The sequence below is a fragment of the Hymenobacter sp. DG01 genome (genome assembly GCF_006352025.1).
GTDB lineage: Bacteria > Bacteroidota > Bacteroidia > Cytophagales > Hymenobacteraceae > Hymenobacter.
In genome coordinates, this window is sequence record NZ_CP040936.1 from 1,599,779 (window position 1) to 1,623,770 (window position 23,992).

Here is a 23,992-nt window from a genome sequence, read left to right on the forward strand (position 1 = left end):
GCAACCTCGACCCCGCCCATTACCAGCAGTTCCTAGCCCTGATGCTCAGCCCCGGCGCCCTGGTAGATGCCCGCGCCACCTACGGCCGCGCCGACGGGCAGGGCACCTTCGTGACGGTGTGGGGCCGGCGCTGCAGCGTGTGCCACGTGTTTAGCTACTTCGACGCCCACGGCACCCAGGGCCAGCAGCCCGGTTGGACGCTCTACTTTACCCTGGCCGCTGAGGAAATGGGCCGCGAAGCGGGTTCGGCCGATCCGTTTGTGACCGATGGGCCGGGGGTAGCGTAGCCGTGCCAGGAGGCCAAAGACGAGACATAGTTCTGCTTTGGCAGAGTCCGGCTGCTAGGCCACCGTCCAACCGGCCCGTGCAGGTACGGAGGCCCGGTCGTAGAGATGCACTTTGATTTTCAGTGGCTTGAACATTGTCTTTAGCTTAGTGAGCAGGTTCTGCCGGTTGGTGCGCTGGTTTTGCTTCTGAATACGACTCAGGCCGGCGGTATCTTCTTCCAGGAATAGCACCACATCCAGGTGCTCCGGCGGGGGTAGCACATAGCCACGCAGAGGCGCAAACTCCGGCTGCCCAAGGCGCAGGCCCAGGTAGAGGGCGCTCAGGGTATGCAGAAATTTCTGGCCCACTTCTTCTGCCAGTTCTCCCGATGTGATGCGCCTGCGGTTCGCCACGGCGTAGCCCCGAAAGTCCTTTACTTCCAATAAAACCAAGCGCCCGGCAACGGAATCAGCCGCTACAATATCTACGGCTTTTATATCGATGAAATTTCTGTCGATGAGCTGCTTATAGAATCCGGCAGGTTCATCGTACTTCAGCGCTACCCAGGTGCCCGGAAAATCAAACGTCAGGCGGTCCTCAGTTATCGTCGGCATCCTCCTGGTCTAAGACTTCCTGAAAACGATCCGCCAGATCCAGCTCCGCATCCAGGGCGGCAATGTCGGGCAGCTGCTCCAGGTCGTTGGTTGCGGTTACCTCCACGCCTTTGCCGGGCCGCTCATTCAGGCCGAAGTAGCGTACCTGGCCCGCCGGGTGCTGCCGGGACAGAATGTGAAACTCCTTGAGCAGAAACAGACTGTGGGTAGCCAGGATAATCTGAAAGCCCTGGGCGGCCAGCTGCACCAGCAGCTCCGCCAGCTTCCGCAGCAGCGCGGGGTTTAGGTTGGCTTCAGGCTCGTCCCAATACAGTGTGGTTTCCTTGGTGAGGGTGCCGTTGCCGAGCAGGTAGGCCAGAGTGCCCAGCTTGCGGAATCCTTCTGCCACCAAACCTATTTCAAAGGCTTCCCCTTCCGATGGCTGCAGGTAGAAGCGGCCGTTTTCTGCCTTGATGGTACCGCCCATAGCTTCGCCGAGCGCCTGTATCACCGGCTGCGCGGCGGCGGGTGGCTCGGATTTTAGGCGGATGGTGAGCTTGCGGGCAAGATTGATGTAGGTGGTATCTAGTAAATCAGGATACTGGTCACTCAGCCCAATTATATCGGGCATCATAGTTAGAATCTCCTTAGCAGGGATAAAGATGGGGTTGTCAAACTTTCCATTTTTTAGAGGAGGTGTCGGCTCGTCAAATTCCATTCCCCCTTTATAATCTTCACTATCATTGGGTGGTATAATTTTTACCATAAAACTCCCATGCTGCATAATATCCAGCTCAAATTCTATTACAGCTGGCTCACTACTACTTTCTCGTCTAACTAAACTGTGCCAATGCTCAGCTCGAAAATTCTTTTCTAAGAAAATTAAGCTCATCATCCAATGATGATTGATAATAGCCTTGTCTGCTGTCCGCAGCCGTGAAGATCGACCCACCGTTACCGCCGCTACCTCCACCGCATACCCCAGCTTCAAGACATGGCTCTTGCCCGTACCATTAGCCCCGACAAGCACGTTCAGGCCGGGACTGAAGTTGAATTCGGCATCCTCAAAAACGGTGAAATTGCGGACGTGAAGGCGTTTTAGCATGTGGCGAAGCTACCGATTTATTTCTGGTACGGAAACCGCGCGGCCGGGCCGCCCTCCCCGCCCGGCTGCGTATCTTGCCGTTTCCTATGAAACTCCATTCTCTGCTACCCTCCCAGGCCCTCGACCTGGCTTATCGTCGTCAGAAGGCGCACCGCGCTACCCTCGATACGTTTGAACAAGCCCGCCGCCAGCTGCTGCCCGAGCTGGATGCGGCCCAGGATGAGGCCGATATGGTGCTGCCCCTCACCAAATTTTTGAACGCGGTAGGCTTTGCGGGCTACTACATCAACTCACACAAGAAGCGCGACCTGGTGATGCGCACCGGCCCCCAGGCCACCGACCCGTTTGGGGTACTGTTCGAGCTGAAGCACCAGAAAAACAAGGCCGAGATGGTGCAGCCCGGCAACCTCAACCGCAAGGCCCTGCACGAGCTGCTGCTCTACTACTTTCAGGAGCGCACTTCGGAGCAGCAGCTGCCCGAGCTGCGCCAGCTTGTTATTACTTCTGGCTACGAGTGGTTTATCTTCGATGCCCACGAGTTTCACCGGGTGTTCTGGAAGTACCCCGAGCTGCGCCAGCAGTTCCAGAAGTTCAAGCAGGGCCAGACCACGGCCGGTGACACCAGCCACTTCTACCAGGACATTGCCCGGCCCCTGCTGGATAAGCTGGAAACCGAGGTAAAATTCACCTACTTCACCCTTGACCCCCGCGACGAGAAAGGCCAGCGCAAGGAGCTGGGTGAGCGGGGCCGGGTGTGGCTGAGCAAGGTATTCTCGGCGCCCCATCTGCTCAAGGAGCCCTTCGCCCAGGATGCCAACACCCTCAACCGGGCCTTTTACGAGGAGCTGCTCTACCTCATGGGCCTGGAGGAAATCAAGGACAAGGGCCGCAAGCTGATTCAGCGCTGCGCCCCCGAGCGGCAGCAGCGCGGCTCCCTGCTGGAAAACACGCTGGTGCAGCTGCGGGCCGAAGACATGCTGCGCAACCTGCCCGCTGACGAACTGAGCACCTACGGCGACACGCCCGAAGCCCAGGCCGAGGGCGTGGCCCTGGCCCTGTGCCTGACCTGGGTGAGCCGCCTGCTGTTTCTGAAGCTGCTGGAGGGGCAGTTGCGCCGCTACCACCAGCCCGGCCCCGACCAGCCCTTCCGCTTCCTCGACCCCCAGCAGCTCAAGGAGTACGACCTGCTTAACCGCCTGTTCTATCGCATCCTCAACCGGCCCACGCCGGAGCGCGAGCAGCCCGAGGCCGGCCTCTACCCCCACGTTCCCTACCTCAACTCCTCCCTCTTCGAGCCCTCGGCCCTAGAGCGCGTCACGCTGCGCATCTCGGGGCTCGATGATATGATTCCGCTACCCCTGCTGGGGAGCAAAGGCAAGGGCAAAGGCAGCCGCTCGGTGCTGCGCCAGGATGCCGCCGGCCTCCACCCCACGGCCCTCACCTACCTGCTGCGCTTTCTCGATGCCTACGACTTTGCCTCCGAGGGCTCCGAGGCGGTGCAGGACGACGAGCGGCCCCTGATTTCGGCGGCCGTGCTGGGCCTCATCTTCGAGAAGATTAACGGCTACCGCGACGGCTCCTTCTACACGCCCGGCTTCATTACCATGTACATGTGCCGCCACACCCTGCGCCGGGCCGTGGTGCGCCACTTCAATGAGCGCTACGGCTGGCAAGCCGACGACGTGAGCAGCCTGGCGGAACAAATAGCCGACGAAACCAAGCGCCGCCCCGAGTTCAGCCAGGCCTTTAACGAGCTGCGCGTGCTGGACCCCGCCGTGGGTTCGGGCCACTTCCTGGTGTCGGCGCTCAATGAGCTGCTAGCCATCAAGAGCGAGCTGGGTTTGCTGCTGGATGATGAGGGCAAGCGCCTGCGCTACCGCCTCACGGTGGCCCGCGACGAGCTGGCCGTAACTTCCGACGAGGACGACACCCTGTTTGAGTACCGCGCCACCTGGGACGAAACCGCCCAGACCCGCCGCGTGGGCCGCGAGCATACCCGCCTGCAAAGCGCCCTGTTCCGGGAAAAGCGCCACCTCATTGAGCACTGCCTCTACGGCGTGGACCTCAACCCCAACTCGGTGCGCATCTGTAGGCTGCGCCTCTGGATTGAGCTGCTCAAGCACGCCTACTACACCCCCGAAAGCCAGTTCCGGGAGCTGGAAACCCTGCCCAACCTGGAGCTGAACGTGCGCGCCGGCAACTCCCTCATCAGCCGCTACCCCCTGGGAGCCGACCTCACGGAGGTGTTCCGCAAAAAAGACTTCTCGCTGGCCGCTTACCGCCGGGCCGTGGGCGAGTTCTTCTCGGCCAGGGGCCGCGAGCAGAAACAGGTGCTCGAAGACTTCCTGCAGCGCCTCAAAGACCAGTTCCGGACCGATATTCAGCGCCACGACCCGCTGCTCAAGCGCATTACCCGCGCCAAGGAAGACCTGCTGCGGGCCGAGCTGGACCAGAAGCCCGACCTGTTCGGGAAGGCCCGCCTCTCGGCCGACGATGCCTGGGCCAAGCAAACCACCGCCCGCCTCAACCTGGAAAAGCTAGAGCAGGAGCGTCAGCAGCGCGAGCAGGGCACCCTGTTCCGCGACGCCTTTGAGTGGCGCTTCGAGTTTCCGGAGGTGCTGAACCCCGATGGCTCCTTCCGCGGCTTCGATGCCGTGCTGGGCAACCCGCCCTATGTTGCTCAGATTCAAGATAAACAAATAAAAGAAGCTCTTAAAAAGACCTTTGTTACATCACAGTACCAATTAGATCTATATGTAGCATTTATCGAAATGAGCGTCCGGCTTCTCAAAGGGGGCGGAATGATTAGTTTTATCACTCCAAATTCTTGGCTTAAGAATATGATGTTTAGCGAAGCCAGGAAATTTATATTAAATAATTTATCTATAAATGAGCTTGTTCCAAATTTACCTAACGTATTCACTGAAGCAAATGTAGATTCAGCAATTTTCATTGCAGAAAAGAACGCAACAATAGAGCCGCTTCAAGTGATACGATTTGAAAAAGGGCAATTCAACCAAGGTCACGTCGTAGATACAACACGTTTCCTTTCAAATGAAAGATATGTTTTTGATGTAGAGTCTGACAGCGACACTTCCGTTGTTTTAAATTCCATGAGGAAAGTAGCAGTCCAGCTGCAGGATTTATGTGACATCACGCGTGGCGTTAATTCATATGACAAAGCTCGTGGACAAACAGATGAAATTATTAAAAACCGTGGGTATCATGCTGATTTTAGAAAAGATTCAACTTACGTTCCTGAACTGAAAGGAAAACATATTAGACCTTTCAGCTATAAATGGGATGGTACAAGTTATATAAGCTACGGCACATGGTTAGCCGCGCCAAGAGAACCTAAGTTTTTTACCGGAAGCAGATTAATAATGAGACAGGTATTAGGAGATACTCTATTCTGTACAATCATTAAAGAAGATATGGTAATTGATCAAAGTGTGTTTATTGCAAAATTGAATACTAACACAAACAATAAATACAGCCTTGAATATATTCTTGGCGTTCTTGCCTCTCCAACATTAGCTTACTATTTTAAGCGTGCAGCTAATGAATTCGATGATTTGTTTCCAAAAATAAAAATCGGAGAATTCCGTGAACTCCCCATCCCCACCGCCACGGCGGAGCAGCAGGCGCCCATCGTGGCGCTGGTGGAGCAGGTGCTGGCCGCCAAAGCCGCCGATGCCACCGCCGATACTCAGCCCCTGGAGCAGCAGATTGATGCCCTGGTGGCCGCCCTCTACGGCCTCACGCCCGCCGAAACCGCCCTGCTCACGGCCTAGGGCCCGGGGGCAAAACCAGTAGCTAAAAGAACGTCATTCCGAGCGAAGTCGAGGAATCTCGCGTGCTGATGTTGCAACGCTATTCAGACGTCAGCACGCGAGATTCCTCGACTTCGCTCGGAATGACGTTCTTGCTTGCCCGGCGCTCTTGCTTTGCTGATTTCTGGCGTGCTGACGTTATTTCGGTGGTGTTCACTTATTCTTATCGGGCCCTGCCGGCTTTCCTTTCCGCATCCCTACCCCCTTTCCTATGCCCCAACCCTTCCGCAGCCGCCGCAATTTTCTCCTCACCCTCGGTGCCGGTCTGGCGGGTAGCGCCCTGCTGGCCGCCTGCACCCGCGCGGGCCTGAGTGCCTCCGACCAATCGTACCTGGTGTACGTGGGCACCTATGGTCCTCAGGATCAGGAGAACATTCTGCTCTACCGCCTCACGCCAGCCACTGGAGCCCTCACGCGGGTTACGGGCGCGAAAGGCGGGGCCAGCCCGTCGTTTTTGACGGTAGATGCCGGCCGCCGCACCCTGTATGCCGTGAACGAGGTAGATAATTTCCAGAACACGCCCAACGGCGGCGTCAGCGCCTTTGCCATCGATGCCAAAACCGGCGGCCTCACGCTGCTGAACCAGCAGGCTTCGGGCGGCACCATCCCCTGCTACATCAGCCTGGATAAACAGGGAAAGCACGCGCTGGTAGCCAACTACGGCAACGGCACCGTGGCCGCCCTACCCCTCGGCGAGGGCGGAACCCTGCGGGCCGCATCGTCGGTAGATCAGCACACGGGCCACGGTCCGCACAAAAACCAAACGAATCCGCGCGGCCACTGCATGCTCCCCGACCCGGCCGGCAAGTACTGCTTTGCCGTGGATTTGGGCAACGACACCGTGTACGGCTACACCCTGGCCCCCGGCGGCCAGCTGCAGCGCCTCCCTACCCCGGCCCACCAGACCAAGCCCGGTGCCGGGCCGCGCATCCTTACCTTCCACCCCAGCCAGCCCTGGGCCTACCTCATCAACGAGCTGGACTCCACAATGACAGCCCTGGCCTACGACGCCAGCAAGGGTACTTTCCAGGAAATCCAGACCCTGACGACCCTGCCCGCTGGCTTCACCGAGTGGAATGCCTGCGCCGACGTGCACGTGTCGTCCAGCGGCAAGTTCCTGTACGGCTCCAACCGCGGGCACAACAGCCTGGTGGTGTACGCCATTGACCCCGGCAGCGGCCGCCTCACGCTGGTAGAGCACGTGATGCTACCCGGCAAAACCCCGCGCAGCTTCACCTTCGACCCCAGCGGGCGGGTAGTGTTGGTAGCCCATCAGCAGTCCGATACGGTGGTTACCTACTTCGCCGATGCCCGCACCGGCCGCCTCACCCCCACCGGCGTGAGCGTGCCCATGACGGCTCCCGTGTGCCTGCAGGTGTACCCCGATTTTCTGCGAGGCTAAGGGGGTAGTACCTACAACTGAGTAGTGGTACTATTTCGGCTGGCCTGACGTTTGCTTAGCGACTCCTGCGCTTTGCATCAGCAAGCCAGCCGATTCCTATTTTCTACCGGTTTTTATGAAACGCTTTAGCAGTCTGGCTTTGCTGGCCCTTCTCCCTCTTTCCGTGCACGCTCAGCAGGCCGGCTCGGTACAGCGCTTAGATGAGAGCAACGGCTTCCGGGGGCTGCGCTTCGGCGCGCCGCTCACCGAGGCCCTGCACCTGCGCCTGGTGCAGGACAGCGGCGACGAGAAGATTTACGAGCGCACCGACGAGGATTTGCGGCTCGGCTCGTTTTCGGCCACCCGCATTCACTACAAGTTTTTCCGGGGCCAGTTTGCCGCCGTCACCATCATCGTGAAGGGCACGGAACACGCCCAGCGCGTGCTGCCTACCTTCCAAAATGTGTACGGGCCAGGCAAGATGGAGGGCTTTAGCTGCAAGTGGCAGGGCCGGCAAGTGGCCCTTTCCTGCGCTTCCTGGAGCGACGACAACGCCATTCTGGCCATGTCGAGCCTACCCCTCGCGGCCCAGATGAAGCAGGCCAAAGCCACACCTAAGCTCACGGGTAAATAGCCCGCTACCTTCTAGCAGACGAACTGCCCTGGGTTTACCGGCGGTAGCCCTGCACCGGGAAGGCTGGGTCTTCGTAGGGAGTCAGCACGGATTCCGGCTGGCTGTTGGCGTTGAAAATCATGACTTCGCGCCGCGCCGGGGTGTAGCGCGGCCAAGTGGGGCCGGGCAGCCCGGTCTTGATGAAGCGGGCCCAGTGTGCGTGCATGGCCGCGGCCAGCGCGGGGTTAGAGGCCTTGCTGGGGGCACCGGGGGTAGTGGCCGCCGTGGCCGCGGCGGAGCTGCCCTCCGGGGCATTCCACACGAAAGCCAGCTCCTGGGCGTGCGTAGGCTGGGTGCGGGCATCGGTGTAATCGAAACGGTAGAGCCAGGTGGGCGTGCCCTGCGCCGCCAGCTGGTTAGCCAGGCGGTAGGTGGCCAGGCGGTAGAGGTAATCGGTCAGAACAATGTTCCAGGCGGCTTCGTCGGGTTCCTGGCGGCGCTGCTGTTGGTAGGCCCGCCACACGAATGGGCTGTTGGCGGGGCCGAAGGTGAGACGCAGGGCCTCTTCGCTGGGCTGATGCAGTACTGAGCCAGGCCCACTAAACAGGCGGGCTTCCGTCAGGTTAGACCCTAGCAGCACCCGCACCGGCCGCGCCTGGCGCAGATACTCCGCGGGCGGGGCCGTGATGGTGTGCCCATCCAAAACCGGCCCGAACACCTGCAGCCCCCCCGACCCATTGGCGAAGCGGCCCTGGGCCCGCACCAGCGAGTCGGCGGGCAGGCGGAGCAGGGCGCGGGCATCGGTGGTGTTCAGCTCCTGCAGCAGCTGCCGGGTTACGCTGGCGGCCGTGGCCGTGTCGCGGACGGCCTGCACGGCGCCGCTTTCCAGAATGGCCTGCTGAAACAAGCCCTGGGCGGCGGGCGCCACCAGCAGGCCACCCACCAGCTTCGCTCCCGCCGACTCGCCCATGATGGTTACCCGCTCAGGGTCGCCCCCGAAGGCGGCAATGTTCTGGTGCACCCAGCGCAGGGCCGCCACGGCATCGAGCAGGCCGCAGTTGCCGGCCTGGGCGTAGTCGGGCCCCAGCTGGCTGCCGAGGTGCAGAAAGCCCAGGCTGCCCAGGCGGTAGTTGATGCTCACGGCCACTACGGTATCCTGCGCGGCAAAGGTCCAGGAGTCGTTGTCCTGCCCTGCGCCGCCGGTAAAGGCCCCGCCGTGCATCCACACTACCACCGGCCGCCGCTTAGCTGCAGCTGGCGCCCACACGTTCAGGTACAGGCAGTCCTCGGAGCCCTGCACGCCCGTGGGCCCGCCCGTTTGGGTGGCCCGGCTACTGAACTGCGTGGCCACAACGGTGCTGCCGTAGCGCTTGATGAGTTGGGGCGGCCGAAACCGCAACGACCCCACCGGCGGCTGCGCGTACGGAATCCCGCGGAATACCCGCAGCCACCCCTCCTGCACGCCCTGAACCTTACCTTGCTTGGTTTTCACCACCGGCGCGTTGCCTCGGCTCTGGGCCGATAGCATGCCAACGCCTGGCGCCAGGCTCAAAAGCACCACCCACAACACCCGACGGTAGGAACGATGGCTAGAGAAGCACGTCATGTAGTACTGGAAGAATGGGCACATATTGAGAAATGACGCTCTGAACTCTGTTTAGCACGTGTCATCCTGAGCAGAGCGAAGGACCTCGACCGCTGACTTACTAGGTAGCTACGAAGCGGTCGAGGTCCTTCGCTCTGCTCAGGATGACAAACGGCTTAATACTGTCTGGCTTTCTAAACAGCTGTACTACACTGTTCAATGTTCATTGTGCTTCAGCAGCTCCGCGCACTGGCGGGCAATTTCCAGCTCCTCGTTGGTGGGCACCACCAGCACCTTCACGCGGGAGCCCGCCCGACTAATTTCCCGGATGCCGGGGCGGCGCTGCTGGTTTTCGGCCTCATCCAGCTCAATGCCCAGGAACTCCAGACCCTGACAGGCTTTCTGGCGCACCAACGCGTCGTTTTCGCCTACCCCCGCCGTGAACACCACTGCATCCAGGCCCTCCAGCGCGGCCGCGTAGGCCCCCACGTACTTGCGGATGCGGTAGGCGTAGAGGTCGTAGGCCAGGCGGGCGCGGGCATCGCCCTGCTCCAGGGCTTTCGTGATGTCGCGCATATCACTGAGGCCGGTGAGACCCAGCATGCCGCTTTCCTTGTTTACAAGGTTGCTGATCTGCTCGGCCGAGTAACCCAGCTGGCCCATCAGGTGGAGCACGATGGAGGGGTCCAGGTCGCCGGTACGGGTGCCCATCACCAGTCCAGTAAGGGGCCCGAAGCCCATGCTGGTATCGAGGCAGCGGCCAGCGCGCACGGCGGCGGCGCTGCAGCCGTTGCCTAGGTGCAGGGTAATCAGGCGAGCCTCGGGGCGGCCCAGGTGGGCGGCAGCCTGCTGGGCCACGTACTGGTGGCTGGTGCCGTGGAAGCCGTACACCCGGATGCGCTCCTCGGTATAAAGCTGCTCGGGCAGGGCGTAGCGGAAGGCGTGCTCGGGCAAAGTCTGGTGAAACGCCGTGTCGAACACCGCTACCTGCCGGGCCTGGGGAAAGATGCGCTCGGCCACCTCAATGCCCAGCAGGTTGGCCGGGTTGTGCAGGGGAGCCAAAGCAAACAGCCGCCGGATTTCATCTTTTACTTCGGCGCTTATTTCCGTGGTGGCCGCAAAGGTTTCGCCCCCGTGCACCACCCGGTGCCCTACCACCTCCACCTCGGCGGGGTCGCGCAGCACGCCTTGCCGGGCATCCGTCAGCAGGGCCACCACCTCGCGCAGACCGGCTTCGTGGTTGGGCAGGGGTAGGGTGCGGCGGGTTTGCTGGGGCGCATCAGCCGTGAATACGTTGTGGGTGATAGTGGCATGGGGGTAGCCGATGCGCTCTACCAGTCCGCTGCACAGGGGCTGCCGGGCGGGCCACCGAAACAGCTGGTACTTGATGGAAGAGCTACCGGAGTTAACGACGAAGATGTTCATGCAACGTGGCTTGCCCCGCTGGTTGTCAGAGGTTTCACGGCTGTGCGCAATGACGGGGGCAGGTTTGTTTGGTGAAGGGAATATGCGGTATTTGGGCGCCAAAGTACAAGGCTTTGCCCGTAGCGCCCGTGCCGCGCCTGGCTGCGCTGCTCCGGGCCCGCCTATTCTACGCAGCCGCCTGCTTCTATAGCCACTTCCATTATTCTCTACCCCCTACTCCCTTCCCATCCCCTCATGAAACGCCTAATTACCCTGCTGATCGTTGTGCTGTGCAGCAGTACTTGTTATGGTCAATCCTCTGAAAAAGCCGCCAACAAACAGGTAGATGCCTTTATTGAAGGCAAAATGAAAGCCCTGAAGATTCCGGGCATGGCCGTGGCCGTTATCCGGAACGGGCAGCGGGTGAAGGTATCGACCTACGGCATGGCGAACCTGGAGTGGAACGCCAAAGTCACCCCGCATACCAACTTCCAGATTGCCTCCTGCACCAAGCTGCTTACCTCCACGCTGCTGCTAAAAGCCATTCACAGCCAGAAAATCCAGCTGGAAGATTACGTCAGCAAGTACCTCCCCGACGCGCCGGCCGCCTGGCGCACCCTGCAGATCAAGCACCTGATCAGCCATTCCAGCGGCATTCGCAACTTCAACGGCGACGCCTACCTGCCCACGGCGGCCGTGCTGCGGGCCCTGCAGGACTCCACGCTGGAGTACGCGCCCGGCCAGGGCCAGCATTACGCCCAGTTCGACTTCATGACCCTGGGCTACATTCTGGAGAAGCTCTACAACAAGCCGTTTCCGCAGCTCCTCCACGACGAAGTAGCCGCGCCGTTGGGCATGACCGACGGGGCCTTTGATATGGAGCAGCGGGTAGGCACCTTTATGCGCACCGATCTGGTAAAGGAAAAAGCCTCTACCTACTACGACCTCAACGGCAAGCTGCAAGCCTACAAGTTTATTTACCCGCAGTACACCTACACGGCCGGCGGCTACTTCGCCTCTATTGATGATATGGCTAAGTGGGCCGTGGCCCTCGACAAGGAAACCCTGTTTCCGGCCAGCTTCGCCAGTAGCTACATCTACGGGCTGGACAGCATCGGCCGCAAGCCTTCGGAGTTTACCAGGGTAGGCTGGGCCCTGGAAAGGGAGAATAACGTGCTGTACGCCGGCCACAGCGGCGGCCCCGGCCTCGGCGACGTCTGGCGCTTTCCCAAGGAAGGCTACACGTTCATCGTGCTGTCTAATGATGGCGAGCTGCTGCCCAACTTCGCCCGTGCCATTGCTGGTTTCTACATCAAGGAGCTACCCGCCAAAACCGACATCGAGAAGTTTGAGCGGTAACGCGCCTACCCCGCCCGCACGGCCCAACCCTGCCAGGCAGCAGACCAAGCCGGCAGCTGACGACCCGGATTTTCAGTTGCTTCAATTTTCGTTTGGCAGCGGTAAACCAGCGTTCCGATGAAATGTATTCTGCTCACTTTTCTGCTGCTGGTGGTTGGCGGCGCTGCTTTCGGGCAAGCTACCACGAAAGCCTACCCTCTAACTAAAACCACCGGCCTCCAGCCAATCCGGGTGCGGTTGGGGCCCGCCGTTTATGAGGGCAAAAAGTCCGTTATGGTCCTCGATACGGCCCGGGGCATCAGCTCGGAGCTGAAGTACGCCAGGCTGACCGATGCTTCTTTTCATAACGGCACCATTGAGGTAGAGCTGGCGGGTAAGCCTTCCGGCAAGGCTGGCGCTACGGCCCGGGGCTTTGTGGGCATTGCCTTTCGCATTGATGAGCAGAACACGGCCTTTGAGTGCATTTATCTGCGTCCTACCAACGGCCGGGCCGAAGCCCAGGTGCGCCGCAACCACTCCGTGCAGTATATTTCCTACCCCCACTACCCCTGAGAAAAGCTCCGCCAGGAAAGCCCCGAGAAGTATGAGTCCTACGTGGATTTGGAGGTAGGCAAGTGGACTAAGGTGAAGATTGTGGTGCAGGACGCTACTGCCCGGCTCTACGTGCACGGAGCCGCTCAGCCTACCCTGCTGGTGCTGGACTTAAAGCACGGCCCGGCCCAGCGGGGCGGCATTGGCCTCTGGATTGGCTCCGGCACGGAGGCCTACTTCCGGAACTTGGTAGTAACCCCGGCGAAGTAAGAAAGGCTACCTGTATCTCCCTACCCTCTTCATGATGCTGAAAAGAGTAGCGGCTCTGAATGACGCCAGTAAATACGTCATTCAGAGCCGCTGCTCTTTGCTTATGGTAGGCTCACGCTCCGCAGCGCGTGGGCACTGGCTGGGGTGCCAGTGCCGTAGGTTATGCTGTGTGCGCCTCTGTTTTCTTGGGCAATACTTTCTTCACCAGTCCCACTATCTTTTCAATTACGAAGCCCACCATCAGCCCGAAGATTCCGCAGGCCAGCACCTTGACCAGCCAGGCCACAGCCGGTATATTAGCCAGCGACTCTTCCAAATCGTGCAGCAGGTGGGCGGTAAATGGAATACCGTGAGCAATGATTTCGGCGCCTACCCACAGCATGGCTGCCGTACCTACGTAGCTCAGAATCTGCAGAAAGCGGGGCATAAACTTCACGAGGCCGCGCCCGAATTTCCGGGTAGCGGGGCCGTATGACTCGCCGGCCAGGTGCAGGCCAATGTCATCGGCCTTCACAATCAGGCCCACAAAACCGTACACGGCAACGGTAATGAATACGGCCACGGCCAGCATCACCAGCACCTGGTTGAGAATGGGTTGCTCGGTTACCTGGCTGTAGGCAATGGCCATAATTTCGGCCGACAGAATAATATCGGTTCTGACGGCACCTGCTACTCGCTCTTTCTCTAACTCCTCGGGGGTAATGGCCTTTACCTCTTCGCTTTCCGGATTTACCTCATGGTGCTTGCTGAACATGGAGTGTACCTTCTCGTACCCCTCGAAGCACAGGAAAGCCCCACCCATCATGAGAATGGGCGTAATGGCCCAGGGGGCAAAGTAGCCCAGCACCAGCGCCGCCGGACTCAGGATAAGAATCTTATTAATGAGGGACTTTTTGGCAATCTGGTAGATGATGGACAGCTCGCGGGAAGGGTCTAGCCCCACCACGTACTTGGGCGTCACGGCTGTGTCGTCAATTACGATGCCGGACACCTTGCCGGTGGTTTTGGCTACCTGCGCCGGCACGTCGTCGAGGCTGGCGGCGCTGACTTTCACCAGGGCCGAAATATCATCTAGTAAAGCAAAAAATCCTGAAGGCATAGGGTAAGTGGTGCGCTGTTTTTGTTTGGGAGAAGCAACCGGGCTTCTTTGTATGCTATGATTGAGGCGGCAAGCTACGGGAAACTGAACGAGGTAGCCGCATGGTGGGCTGCCGGCGGGGCCCGCGGCCTACCCCTGCTGGCTCTGGATAGCCGTGATGATGACCGTGTTATACACATCGTCCACGGTGCAGCCGCGGCTGAGGTCGTTTACGGGTTTGTTCAGGCCCTGCAGTACCGGCCCGATAGCCAGGGCCCCGGTTTCGCGCTGCACGGCTTTGTAGGTATTGTTGCCCGTGTTAAGGTCGGGGAAGATGAGCACGCTGGCCTGACCGGCCACTTCGGAGTCGGGCAGCTTCTGGCGACCCACGATGGGGTCCACGGCGGCATCGTACTGAATCGGGCCATCCACCTTCAGGTCGGGGCGCTTCTGGCGAACCAGCTCGGTGGCTTGGCGCACCTTCTCCACATCGGCCCCCGCCCCGGACGTGCCGGAGGAGTAAGACAGCATGGCAATGCGGGGCTCAATGCCGAAGGCCTGGCTGCTCTCGGCCGAGGAAATGGCAATTTCCGCGAGCTGCTCGGCCGTGGGGTTGGGGTTCACGGCGCAGTCGCCGAATACGGCCACGCGGTCGGGCAGGCACATAAAGAACACCGACGACACCACCGACACGCCCGGCTTTGTTTTGATAAACTGCAGGGCCGGCCGGATGGTGTGCTGGGTGGTATGCACCGCCCCCGATACCATGCCGTCGGCGTGGCCCTGGTGCACCATCATGCTCCCAAAATACGATACGTCGCGCATCATGTCACGGGCCATATCTTCGTTCACGCCCTTGCTGCGGCGCAGCTCATAGAAGGCCTGCACGTAGCCGGGGTAGTAATCGGAATTGACTGGGTCGAGCACCTGCAGATGCTCGCCTACCGGCAGATTTAGGCCCAACCGCTTAGCCGAAGCTGCTACTTCCTGGGGGTTGCCGAGAATGGTTAGGTCCACGATATCCTGGTGTAGGAGCAAGGCCGCGGCGCGCAGAATCCGGTCGTCGTTGCCTTCGGGCAGCACAATGTGCTGGCGCTTCCGCTTGGCCCACTGCAGCAGTCGGTACTGGAACATGTGGGGCGTGATGCCCTCGGGCTGGTAGCTCACCATACGCTCCTGCAGGGCCCGCACATCCACGTAGCGCTCAAATGTTTGGATAGCCAGCTGAATCTTCTGCGGATTATCGGGCGAGATGCGCGACTTGATGGCTCCTACCCTCGTGCTCGTCTCGAAGGTGCCGGTGGGCACGGCCAGAATGGGCACTACCGTCTGCAGGCCTTCAATCAGGCGAAGCACCGGCTCCTCCGGCTCCGAGCCGGCCGTGAGCACAATGCCGGCCACCCGGGGGTAGCTGGCCGACAGGTTGGCCTGTAGCGCCCCGATAATGATGTCGCCCCGGTCGCCGGGGGTTACGATGAGCACGTTTTCCTTGAGGTAGTTCAGGAAGTTGGGCAGCTGCATGGCCCCAATCACGTAGTTATCTACCTGGTTGCCCAGCTCCGCCTCGCCCAGCAGCAGCCTACCCCCCAGTCCCTCGTGAATCTCGCGCATGGTGGGGTGGAGCAGGTTTCTATCTTCCGGGATGACGGCCAGCAGCACTTCCTGGGGCAGCTGGGTGCGCAGCAGCTCGCGCACGTCCTCCACCTGCTCGGGCCGGACACGGTTGGCTACGGCGGCCAGCACCTGCACCTCGCGGGCCTCGAAGCTGCGCAGCACCGTCAGCACTGCACTAACCACCTGAGCCGTCGTTTTGCCCTCGCCCGACACGACCATAATCACGGGTACGCCCAGGTTTTTGGCGATGGAGACGTTGGCATCAAACTCAAACGCGGCGCCGGGCCCCACGAAGTCGCTGCCCTCCACCACCGTGAAGTCGTACTGCTCCTCCAGCTGCTTGTACTTGTGAATGACGGTGTCAATCAGCTCGCCTTGGGCGTCGGCTTCCAGCAGGCGCAGGGCTTCGGGACGGGTGTAGGCAAAGGTATCTTCGTAAGCCAGTGGGAGCTTGAAGTAGCTGAGCACGGTAGCAATGTGCGGGTCCTGGGGCTGGTCGCCGGCAATGATGGGCTTGAAGTAGCCAACCCGTTGGGCCTGGCCCAGCAGCAGATTTACCAGGCCCAGGGCCAGCACAGATTTGCCGCTGTACGGCTCGGCGGAGGCAATAAAGACGGTTTTGGTCATACCGAAACGGAGGTAGAGGCCAACTGCACCTAAGCGGCAGCGGGCATTTTCGGGGTAGAGTGGAGCTAGTGCCTACGCAGGCGGCCCGTGCAAGGATAAGACTCCTGCGCGGAATGGGAGCCGTAACTGCTGTCGTTTGGGCAATTTCCTGATCAGAATCATCCAAGTGCCGGACCCCGCTGTACTCGCCTGCCTGGGTCAAGCACCATCTGATACTTGAGCAAAACGCTTCCATTTCTATATTCCGGCACATGAAATGCTTGGGCCCTAGCCCAACCGCAGTGGCGGCTGTTTCACGTTCTTGCAGTGTACCAGTTCTGCTACCTTCGCCCGGCAGATTTCTTTTCTCTTATGCGTCGCTTCTCTCTCCCCCTGTTCTCCGGCCTCTTGCTCAGCCTTACGGCCCTGGGCTGCTCGCAAAACTCCCGCGAAACCTCCCGCCCTACCACCGCTCCTGGTGCCGACGCGCCACCCGCCATTCCGCTAGAAACTGGCGCAGCTGCTATAGTTCAGGGCGCCGGCCGCTTCCCCGAAACTTTTGAGGATGCCGACAAAGGCGCCTACGCCACCGCCGACGAAAACCTGACCACCGGCTCCTGGCACTTCGAGGACGCCCTGATTGGCTCTTCGGATGAAGACCACAAAAACGGCCAGCACGCCGCCCGTCTGCGCGGCCAGGGTCGTCTGCGCATGAACTTCGACGCGCCCCGCGGGGTGCAAACCATTCGCATTAAAAGCGCCGCCTACGGCAATGACCCGGCCAGCACCTGGGAGCTGTGGGGCAGCGTGGACGGGGGCCGCAGCTTCCGCCGCATCGGGCAGCCCGTGAAGGTGCAGGGCCCGCGCCTGCTCACTACCACATTTCAGGGCGGAGCCGCGGGTAGCCTACGCCTGGAAATCCGCAAAACCGATGGTGGCAAGGGCCGACTGAACATCGACGACATTGCCCTGGAAATGGCCAGCGGCGCGGCGGCTTCGGGCGGTTCGGTAGCTACCAGCCCTACCCCCTCCCCGGCACCGAAACCTTCCGGTTCGCAAGTCCCGTCTTCCTCCGGTCCGCAGGCCGGGCAGCGCGACGATAACATGGCCCTGGGCAACCCCAGCGGCGCCACGGCCAACGTGAACATGCCCACTAATTACCTGTTGGTGAAGCCCCAGTTTGCCATCGGCTATAACGCCCAGCGTGGCACGCCTACCTGGGTGAGCTGGCACCTGAGCCGGGCCTGGATGGGCGAGGCCCCGCGCCAGGACGACTTCCGCCCCGACCCCGCCCTACCCCGCCAGTTCTACCAGGTTACGCGCAGCTCCTACTCGGGCTCCGGCTTCGACAAAGGCCACAACTGCCCTTCCGCCGACCGCACCACTGACCTCGACGACAACTCGGCGACCTTCCTGATGACCAACATGATTCCGCAGGCCGGCAACAACAACCAGCGCACCTGGAGCAGCCTGGAGGAGTGGACCCGCGACCAGGTGCGCCAGGGCCAGGAAGTCTATGTCATCATGGGCAGCTACGGCAAGGGCGGCACCGGCCAGAACGGCAAAATGACGACCATCGACCAGGGTCGCGTGACGGTACCGGCCCGCGTCTGGAAAGTACTAGTGATTCTGCCCGAGGGCACCAACGACATCCAGCGCATTGCTGCCGGCCAGGCCCGCATTGTGGCCGTAGATACGCCCAACGACCAATCCGTCAGCCCCGACTGGAGCCGCTACCGCGTGAGTGTGGATGCCATTGAAGCTGCCTCGGGCCTCGACCTGCTCAGCAAGCTACCCCTGGCGGCGCAGGAAAAGCTGGAAGCCCAGGTAGATACCCGCCCAACCAAGTAGCCTGCTTCGCGCAGGTCGGGTTGCCGATGCGGCTATATCTCGGCAGCAACATCAGCAGGGGGTATGCGCACTACGGGGCACCTGGAAATTGTTTTTTTGCTTTCCTGATCTTTGCTCTAGGTACGTTTCCCACCGCGCCCACTCTGCTCCTACCTTGCCTGTCTCCCACCCATCATGCCCTCAAACAGGGGCTGATGGGTGTTTTTTTGACCTGCCTATCACAACTCTACTATGCTGACTCAAGCCTTCCCTACCCCTCAGCAACGTCCCCGAAGTACCCATCGTATGGCCGTTAGCGCCACCTTCCTGCTGCAGGGGCTATGCTTTTCTACCTGGGCGGCGCGTATCCCTACGGTACAGCAGCAGCTGGGCCTTTCGGATACCGAGCTGGGTGGGGTGCTGCTGGCCGTGCCGGTGGGCTCTATGGCCTCCTTGCCGCTTTCGGGGTGGCTGGTGGCCCGCTATGGCAGCCGGCAGCTGACGGTGCTGGGCTTGTTTCTGTACGCCGCCTTCCTACCCCTGCTGGGGCTGGCAACCTCTGTTCCGGTGCTGCTGGGCGCCCTGGTTTTGTTTGGGCTAGCCAGCAACATGGCTAACATCAGCATCAACACCCAGGCCGTGGGTGTCGAGGCCCTCTACGACAAGTCCATCATGGCCCGGTTCCATGGACTCTGGAGCCTGGCGGGCTTTGCCGGGGCCGCCATTGGCTCCTTCATGATTTCGCACGCCATTGCGCCCCTACCTCACTTCCTGCTGATAGCAGCGCTAGTAATAGGAGGCTTGCTTACCGCCCGCCCCTTCCTGCTGCCCGCCGATGCACCGCGGGAAGCCGACGCCCCCATTTTCGTGCTGCCCGATAAGTCGTTGCTCTTGCTGGGGGTGCTGGCTTTCTGCTCCCTGCTCTGCGAAGGCACTATGTTCGACTGGAGCGGGGTGTATTTCCGCAAGGTGGTGCAGGCCGATAAGGACCTGGTGGGGGTGGGCTTCGCGGCCTTCATGAGCACCATGGCCGCCGGCCGCTTTGTAGCCGACTGGTTCACGGACCGGTTTGGCCGGCAGCGCACTCTGGTGCTGAGCGGTTTGCTGGAAGCGCTGGGCCTGGCCCTGGCTGTGCTGCTGCCCGGCGTGGTACCGGCCACCGTGGGGTTCATGCTGGTGGGGCTGGGCGTATCGTCGGTGGTACCGCTGGTGTACGGGGCGGCGGGCCGGTCTAAAACGATGTCGCCGGGGGTGGCGCTGGCGGCAGTTTCCACGGTGGGTTTCGCCGGTTTTCTGCTGGGGCCGCCGGTTATTGGCCTCGTGGCCGGGGCTACCAGCCTGCGCGTGTCGTTTGGTCTCATTGCCCTGATGGGCCTGGCCGTGGCCGGGTTGGCGCGCCGGGCTGAGGTAGAGTAAAACCGATGGCTGCCGCAATAGCTATTTCCGGGCATATATAGCGTGCTGCCACTATACTCCACAACTCAAATCCGTACTTTGCGGCTGCTTTCTTTGCTGCTGCCATGTCTGCTTCCTCCCCTACCCCCGATACCAACATCTACACCCCGCGCCAGCAGTACGTGCTTCTGATTCTGTGCCTGGTGGGCATCAGCGTGCTGATTCTGGTGGGGCTGGGCAGCTACATCACGGCATTTCTGGGAGCGGGCATTTTGTTTGTGGTGTTCCGGCCCTGGTTTGTGGGGCTGGTGCACCGGCGGGGCTGGAACCGGCAGTTGGTAACGGTGGGACTCTTGGTGTTTGCCTTCGTGGTGATTATTCTGCCGTTCATGGCGCTGAGTCTGATGCTGGTGGACCGCATCCGCTTCTACGGCCAGGATACCAGCCAGATTATGGCGGTGCTGCACAAGATTGAGCAGAAAACCGGCTACACCTTCACCAACGAGCAAAGCGTCCGGACGCTGTTGCAGCAGGCTGTCAGCTGGCTGAGCCAGCGGCTGCCGTCCCTGGCCAGTGGGCTGCTGCACTTCACGGTTATCATTGGCCTGATGCTGTTTACGCTGTACTTCATGTTCACCCAGGAAGCCGGCTTTCTGCGCGGACTGCGGCGCTACCTCCCCTTCCGGCCCAGTACCCTGCACGAGCTCGGCGACTCCCTGAAAAACAACGTGAATGCCAACGTGCTCGGCCAGGCCCTCATTGCACTGGTTCAGGCCATCCTGACGGGCGTAACGCTGCGGATTTTCGGCGTGCCTGATTCTACGTTCTGGGGGGTGGTGGCCTTCTTTATGGCATTTATTCCGGTGCTGGGCACGCCACTGGTGTGGGGCCCGGCTGCCATCATCAAGCTAGCCCAGAACCAAACCACCCAGGGCGTGGGCATTCTGCTGGTCGGCGTTATCATCATCATGAACATCGACAACCTGCTGCGCATCCTGCTGGCTAAGCGTATCGGCGACATTCACCCCTTGATCACCCTGGCTGGGGTAGTATTAGGCGTCAACATTTTTGGTATTCTGGGGCTGGTGCTGGGCCCGCTGCTGCTCTCCTACTTCATCGTGCTCATCAAAGTATTTGAGCGCGAAAACCGCATCCTGCAGCGCTTGCGGGCGGGCAAGCCCGAACAGGATATGCTACCCCCAGCCAGCGGCTAGAGCGCTCCATTGAAAGCCCCTACCCCTGTATAAACGCCAAAGGGTCGGCTTTGCAAGAAAAGCCGACCCTTTGTGCAACATGTGGTGCTGCCGGGCTTAGGTTTCCGTCAGTACGGTTTTGAAGCCGGCCAGCTTGCCGCCTTCAGCCTCCCCGAGCACCAGCACGGGTACCTGCGGGCCGCTGCCGAAGCGGTACACCTGCACTTCGTTCAGCTCCTGCTTCAGGTACATCTGCAGGGCCTTGAAGCGGTTGGCCAGGTCGGCATTGCCGAGCACGCCATCGTCGGCGGTGTGGTTGCGCAGGAAGTAGGTCAGCTCCTGCTTTTCTACTGTGGTGCCCGCCGGTACGCCGGCCAGCTGGGCCAGGGCCGCATCCGTGAGGCCGCCGGCCGGAGCCGCGTAGCTCACCGGCTCCAGCGCCGCCTCCGATTCGCTCATGTACACCAGCCCCTGGGTTAGCTCCTGCAGTTGCTGCAGGGTCGCATCGTTGCCATTAGCGGCGGGGGTAGCTGCCGCGTTGGCTTCGGTGGTTTCGCGGCCGCCTTTGCTGTTTTGAGGGGCCAGCGTAGCGGCTGTGGAACTGGTTTCAGCGGCGGGCACCTGCGCCGAAATGGCGGCAGCCAGCTCTTTCATGCGCGCCTCGGCCACCTCAATCTTGGGGTTAGCGAAGTTCATGTCCGATACGTTGTTCATCGGAATCAGGTGGATGTGGGCGTGCGGCACTTCCAGCCCGATTACTGCTACTCCAATGCGGCGGCACGGTACGGCGGCGCGCACGCCTTTAGCCACGCGCTGGGCAAACTGGTGCAAAGCAGCCAGCTCCGCCGGCGGCAAATCAAAAATGTAGTCGGTTTCCTTTTTCGGAATGACCAGCGTGTGACCTTCAACCAAGGGCGTGATGTCCAGAAATGCCAAATGGTGGTCGTCCTCGGCTACCTTGTACGCGGGCAGCTCGCCGGAAACAATACGGGAGAAAATGGAAGGCATATGGTGAGATGATGAAATAGTGAGGTGGCGAGTTTGCCATTCTAGCAGGGGCCCAAAGGCCACCTAGCGTGGGCCTCCAAAGTACGGGGCAAAACGCAAAAGGGCGAAGCCGCTGGCCTCGCCCTTTTGCGTTTTAACCGGACGAAAACATAAGACGGCAAACTTGCCACCTCACTATTTCACCATCTCACCGTTAGCGGCTGATTTCCAGGATCTGGAACTGCAGCTTGCCAGCCGGCACGGTAATTTCGGCCGTGTCGCCGGCCGATTTGCCCAGCAGACCTTTACCAATCGGCGACTTCACCGAGATTTTGCCGGCGGCCAGGTTGGCTTCTTCCTCAGCTACCAGGGTGTAGTCGAGGACCATGTTATTTTTCAGGTTCTTCAGCTTCACTTTGCTCATAATGAGCACTTTGCTGGTATCCAGATTGGTTTCATCAAGCAAACGGGCGTTGCCTACAATTTCTTCCAGCTTGGAAATCTTCAGTTCGAGCAGGCCCTGAGCTTCCTTGGCCGCGTCGTACTCAGCATTTTCGCTCAGGTCGCCTTTGTCACGGGCTTCGCGCAGGTCGTCAGCTGCTTTGGCCCGGCCGCGGATTTTCAGGTCCTGAAGCTCATCTTTCAGCTTCTGAAGACCTTCCGGAGTGTAATAGTTGATAGTAGCCATGGTGGGGTGATGTAAGCTCAAAAAACAAGGAGAACGGCCAGCGTGGCTGGCCGTTCTCCCCGAACAGGTTTAGGCAAATATACGAAATGTTGGGGGAATAGGAGACGGCGGGATGAGGTGATGAGGTGACGAGAGGAGAGGCAAAACGTAAACAACCTGGCGCTCCGATGCATGACGGATCGGATGCCAGACTAAACCACGCCCGTTTTCCTATTACTTGTTACCCGTCACGCTTCATCTGCTCACCTGATTACCCTATCACCTCTTCACCTCTGTAAAAACTCGCGCAGCTTACGGGCCAGCACCTGATTAATGCGCTCGTAGCTCTGGAAGCTCCAGCCACCCACATGCGGCGAAAGCACCACGTTGGGAGCGGCACGCAGGTAGTCGAAGCGTGCTTGCTGCTCGGGGCTGATGGTAGGCAGCTTTTCATTTTCCAGCACATCCAGGGCCGCGCCGCGCAGCTGGCCGGTTTGCAGGCGCTGCACCAGGGCGGCGTGGTCGAGCACTTCGCCGCGAGCCGTGTTCAGCAGCCACAGGGGATTTTGAAAACCGGCCAGAAACTCTTCGTTCACGAAGTGGTGGTTGGCCGGCGAATAGGGAATGTGGATGCTCAGCACCTCGGCCCGCGCCTGCATTTCCGGCAGGCCCACGAGGGTAGCGTGGTGGTTGCCAGCCACGCTGGAGTCATGGTCGTAGGCCAGCACGGTGCAGTCAAAAGCCTGCAGGCGCTTGGCAAAGGCCTTGCCCATGTGCCCGTAGCCCAGCAGCCCAATAGTTTTGCCCCCCACTTCTTCGCCCCGGTTGGCCTCCCGCTTCCACTCCCCGGCCCGTACCTCCCGGTCGGCGCGCACAATGTTACGGAACAAGGCCAGCAGCAGCCCCACGGCGTACTCCCCCACCGCATCGCGGTTGCCTTCCGGCGCATTGAGCAGCGTTACGCCCGCTGCGGCCAAGGCTTCTTCATCAATATTATCGACCCCGGCCCCGGCCCGGCACACGTAGCGCAAGGCAGGCCCCTGGGCTAGCAGCCCGGAGGTTACGCGCACTTTGGAGCGCACGATTAGCCCGTCGTACGGGTGCGCGGCCAAAGCAGCCGGCACTTCCGCGGGCTTCAGGTCGGGGCGATAATGAAGCTCTACCCCTAACTCCTGTAGTAAGTCCGGCAAGTTGGGGTGCATTTCGTCGATGACGAGGCAGAGGGACATGGTAGGTTTTAGTGCCAAAAATGAATTAGTAAGTCTCTGCAGCAGAATATCTTTCTTTTAACAAGCTAAGTGCCGTAATACATACAGCGGCCACTGCAATTGTCAACAACCAAGAGTTGGAAATTGACATCTTTACTTCAGAACCATTGCGCTGAGCAGAAGCTAACCCAAGTAGTCCTAGCAGAACCAGAAAGCTATTTGTCAGGATGAACAACGTTCGCTTTACTTTACCCAATAGTCGTCTTTGATTATTCGATAAGAATTTCTCCCTTAGCCTGAGGGTACCAGCCATGATAAATGGTTGGAACATAGCGCAGCCGAACCAAACAAGAAAAAGCCAGTAACTAAGTTTCATAACGCTATAGTTGAGTTCTCTACTATCTCTATGATACCATTTCAGGTATAAAACCAACCATTTTGCAAGGGCTTAAGGTTATTCACCTGTAGGGAAC

At 60.2% G+C, this 23,992-nt stretch carries 20 protein-coding genes and 1 pseudogene; 10 read left to right on the top strand and 11 right to left on the bottom strand.

The window, feature by feature from the left end; genetic code table 11:
• The first annotated feature begins 41 nt into the window (after positions 1 to 41).
• A complete protein-coding gene (locus tag FGZ14_RS06860; protein WP_139922599.1) occupies positions 42 to 287 on the top strand; it encodes a hypothetical protein in 246 nt (81 codons plus the stop codon).
• Positions 288 to 341: 54 nt separating this feature from the next.
• Here FGZ14_RS06860 and FGZ14_RS06865 read toward each other — a convergent pair whose 3' ends face one another.
• The 3 genes and pseudogenes from FGZ14_RS06865 to FGZ14_RS22330 form a co-directional block, all read right to left on the bottom strand.
• A complete protein-coding gene (locus tag FGZ14_RS06865; protein WP_139922601.1) occupies positions 342 to 881 on the bottom strand; it encodes a hypothetical protein in 540 nt (179 codons plus the stop codon).
• The gene (locus tag FGZ14_RS21700) at positions 865 to 1,494 is read right to left on the bottom strand and encodes an ATP/GTP-binding protein (RefSeq protein WP_180754321.1); all 630 of its coding nucleotides are present in this window, start codon (positions 1,492 to 1,494) and stop codon (positions 865 to 867) included. The genes FGZ14_RS06865 and FGZ14_RS21700 overlap by 17 nt, the downstream gene beginning before the upstream one ends.
• Before the next feature lie 405 nt (positions 1,495 to 1,899).
• Positions 1,900 to 1,965 (bottom strand): annotated as a pseudogene (locus FGZ14_RS22330) (hypothetical protein); the annotation flags it as partial.
• 86 nt (positions 1,966 to 2,051) lie between these two features.
• Between FGZ14_RS22330 and FGZ14_RS06875 the strand changes: the two are divergent.
• The 3 genes from FGZ14_RS06875 (at position 2,052) to FGZ14_RS06885 (ending at position 7,813) form a co-directional block, all read left to right on the top strand.
• Positions 2,052 to 5,759: an Eco57I restriction-modification methylase domain-containing protein gene (locus tag FGZ14_RS06875; RefSeq protein WP_139922608.1), complete on the top strand. Its 3,708-nt coding sequence runs from the start codon at positions 2,052 to 2,054 to the stop codon at positions 5,757 to 5,759.
• Between the two features lie 250 nt (positions 5,760 to 6,009).
• Positions 6,010 to 7,200, top strand: a complete 1,191-nt coding sequence (locus tag FGZ14_RS06880; RefSeq protein ID WP_139922611.1) for a lactonase family protein — start codon at positions 6,010 to 6,012, stop codon at positions 7,198 to 7,200.
• 115 nt (positions 7,201 to 7,315) lie between these two features.
• Positions 7,316 to 7,813: a hypothetical protein gene (locus FGZ14_RS06885; RefSeq protein WP_139922614.1), complete on the top strand. Its 498-nt coding sequence runs from the start codon at positions 7,316 to 7,318 to the stop codon at positions 7,811 to 7,813.
• A gap of 34 nt (positions 7,814 to 7,847) precedes the next feature.
• Here FGZ14_RS06885 and FGZ14_RS06890 read toward each other — a convergent pair whose 3' ends face one another.
• Positions 7,848 to 9,398, bottom strand: coding sequence for a carboxylesterase/lipase family protein (locus FGZ14_RS06890; RefSeq protein WP_180754518.1), 1,551 nt, complete (start codon positions 9,396 to 9,398; stop codon positions 7,848 to 7,850).
• 195 nt (positions 9,399 to 9,593) lie between these two features.
• On the bottom strand, positions 9,594 to 10,802 hold the full coding sequence (locus FGZ14_RS06895) for an acetate/propionate family kinase (RefSeq protein WP_139922619.1): 1,209 nt from the start codon (positions 10,800 to 10,802) through the stop codon (positions 9,594 to 9,596).
• 234 nt (positions 10,803 to 11,036) lie between these two features.
• Between FGZ14_RS06895 and FGZ14_RS06900 the strand changes: the two genes are divergently transcribed.
• The 3 genes from FGZ14_RS06900 to FGZ14_RS06910 all read left to right on the top strand — a co-directional run bounded on the left by FGZ14_RS06900 (position 11,037) and on the right by FGZ14_RS06910 (position 12,941).
• Positions 11,037 to 12,140 carry a serine hydrolase gene (locus tag FGZ14_RS06900; protein WP_139922623.1) on the top strand — a complete coding sequence of 368 codons (1,104 nt, stop codon included), beginning with the start codon at positions 11,037 to 11,039 and terminating at the stop codon, positions 12,138 to 12,140.
• Between the two features lie 117 nt (positions 12,141 to 12,257).
• The gene (locus FGZ14_RS06905) at positions 12,258 to 12,692 is read left to right on the top strand and encodes a hypothetical protein (protein WP_139922626.1); all 435 of its coding nucleotides are present in this window, start codon (positions 12,258 to 12,260) and stop codon (positions 12,690 to 12,692) included.
• 42 nt (positions 12,693 to 12,734) lie between these two features.
• Positions 12,735 to 12,941 (top strand): LamG domain-containing protein, encoded by a 207-nt coding sequence (locus tag FGZ14_RS06910; protein WP_139922628.1) that lies wholly within the window; start codon positions 12,735 to 12,737, stop codon positions 12,939 to 12,941.
• Between the two features lie 160 nt (positions 12,942 to 13,101).
• Here FGZ14_RS06910 and FGZ14_RS06915 read toward each other — a convergent pair whose 3' ends face one another.
• A complete protein-coding gene (locus FGZ14_RS06915; protein WP_139922631.1) occupies positions 13,102 to 14,040 on the bottom strand; it encodes a DUF808 domain-containing protein in 939 nt (312 codons plus the stop codon).
• Positions 14,041 to 14,169: 129 nt separating this feature from the next.
• Complete coding sequence (pta, locus tag FGZ14_RS06920; protein ID WP_139922634.1) at positions 14,170 to 16,260, bottom strand: phosphate acetyltransferase; 2,091 nt, start codon at positions 16,258 to 16,260, stop codon at positions 14,170 to 14,172.
• Between the two features lie 351 nt (positions 16,261 to 16,611).
• Between pta and FGZ14_RS21990 the strand changes: the two genes are divergently transcribed.
• The 3 genes from FGZ14_RS21990 to FGZ14_RS06935 all read left to right on the top strand — a co-directional run bounded on the left by FGZ14_RS21990 (position 16,612) and on the right by FGZ14_RS06935 (position 20,678).
• Positions 16,612 to 18,090 carry a DNA/RNA non-specific endonuclease gene (locus tag FGZ14_RS21990; protein WP_139922637.1) on the top strand — a complete coding sequence of 493 codons (1,479 nt, stop codon included), beginning with the start codon at positions 16,612 to 16,614 and terminating at the stop codon, positions 18,088 to 18,090.
• Between the two features lie 285 nt (positions 18,091 to 18,375).
• Positions 18,376 to 19,485, top strand: coding sequence for an MFS transporter (locus FGZ14_RS06930; RefSeq protein ID WP_139922640.1), 1,110 nt, complete (start codon positions 18,376 to 18,378; stop codon positions 19,483 to 19,485).
• A 104-nt stretch (positions 19,486 to 19,589) separates the two neighbouring features.
• Positions 19,590 to 20,678 (top strand): AI-2E family transporter, encoded by a 1,089-nt coding sequence (locus FGZ14_RS06935; protein ID WP_139922643.1) that lies wholly within the window; start codon positions 19,590 to 19,592, stop codon positions 20,676 to 20,678.
• 96 nt (positions 20,679 to 20,774) lie between these two features.
• Here the strand turns inward: FGZ14_RS06935 and FGZ14_RS22230 are convergent, their stop codons facing one another.
• The 4 genes from FGZ14_RS22230 to FGZ14_RS21910 form a co-directional block, all read right to left on the bottom strand.
• A complete protein-coding gene (locus FGZ14_RS22230; RefSeq protein ID WP_139922646.1) occupies positions 20,775 to 21,665 on the bottom strand; it encodes a nuclease A inhibitor family protein in 891 nt (296 codons plus the stop codon).
• Positions 21,666 to 21,858: 193 nt separating this feature from the next.
• Positions 21,859 to 22,332 carry a transcription elongation factor GreA gene (greA, locus tag FGZ14_RS06945; protein WP_139922648.1) on the bottom strand — a complete coding sequence of 158 codons (474 nt, stop codon included), beginning with the start codon at positions 22,330 to 22,332 and terminating at the stop codon, positions 21,859 to 21,861.
• A gap of 266 nt (positions 22,333 to 22,598) precedes the next feature.
• Positions 22,599 to 23,540, bottom strand: coding sequence for an NAD(P)-dependent oxidoreductase (locus FGZ14_RS06950; RefSeq protein WP_139922652.1), 942 nt, complete (start codon positions 23,538 to 23,540; stop codon positions 22,599 to 22,601).
• 25 nt (positions 23,541 to 23,565) lie between these two features.
• On the bottom strand, positions 23,566 to 23,895 hold the full coding sequence (locus FGZ14_RS21910) for a hypothetical protein (RefSeq protein WP_139922655.1): 330 nt from the start codon (positions 23,893 to 23,895) through the stop codon (positions 23,566 to 23,568).
• Positions 23,896 to 23,992: the final 97 nt, after the last annotated feature.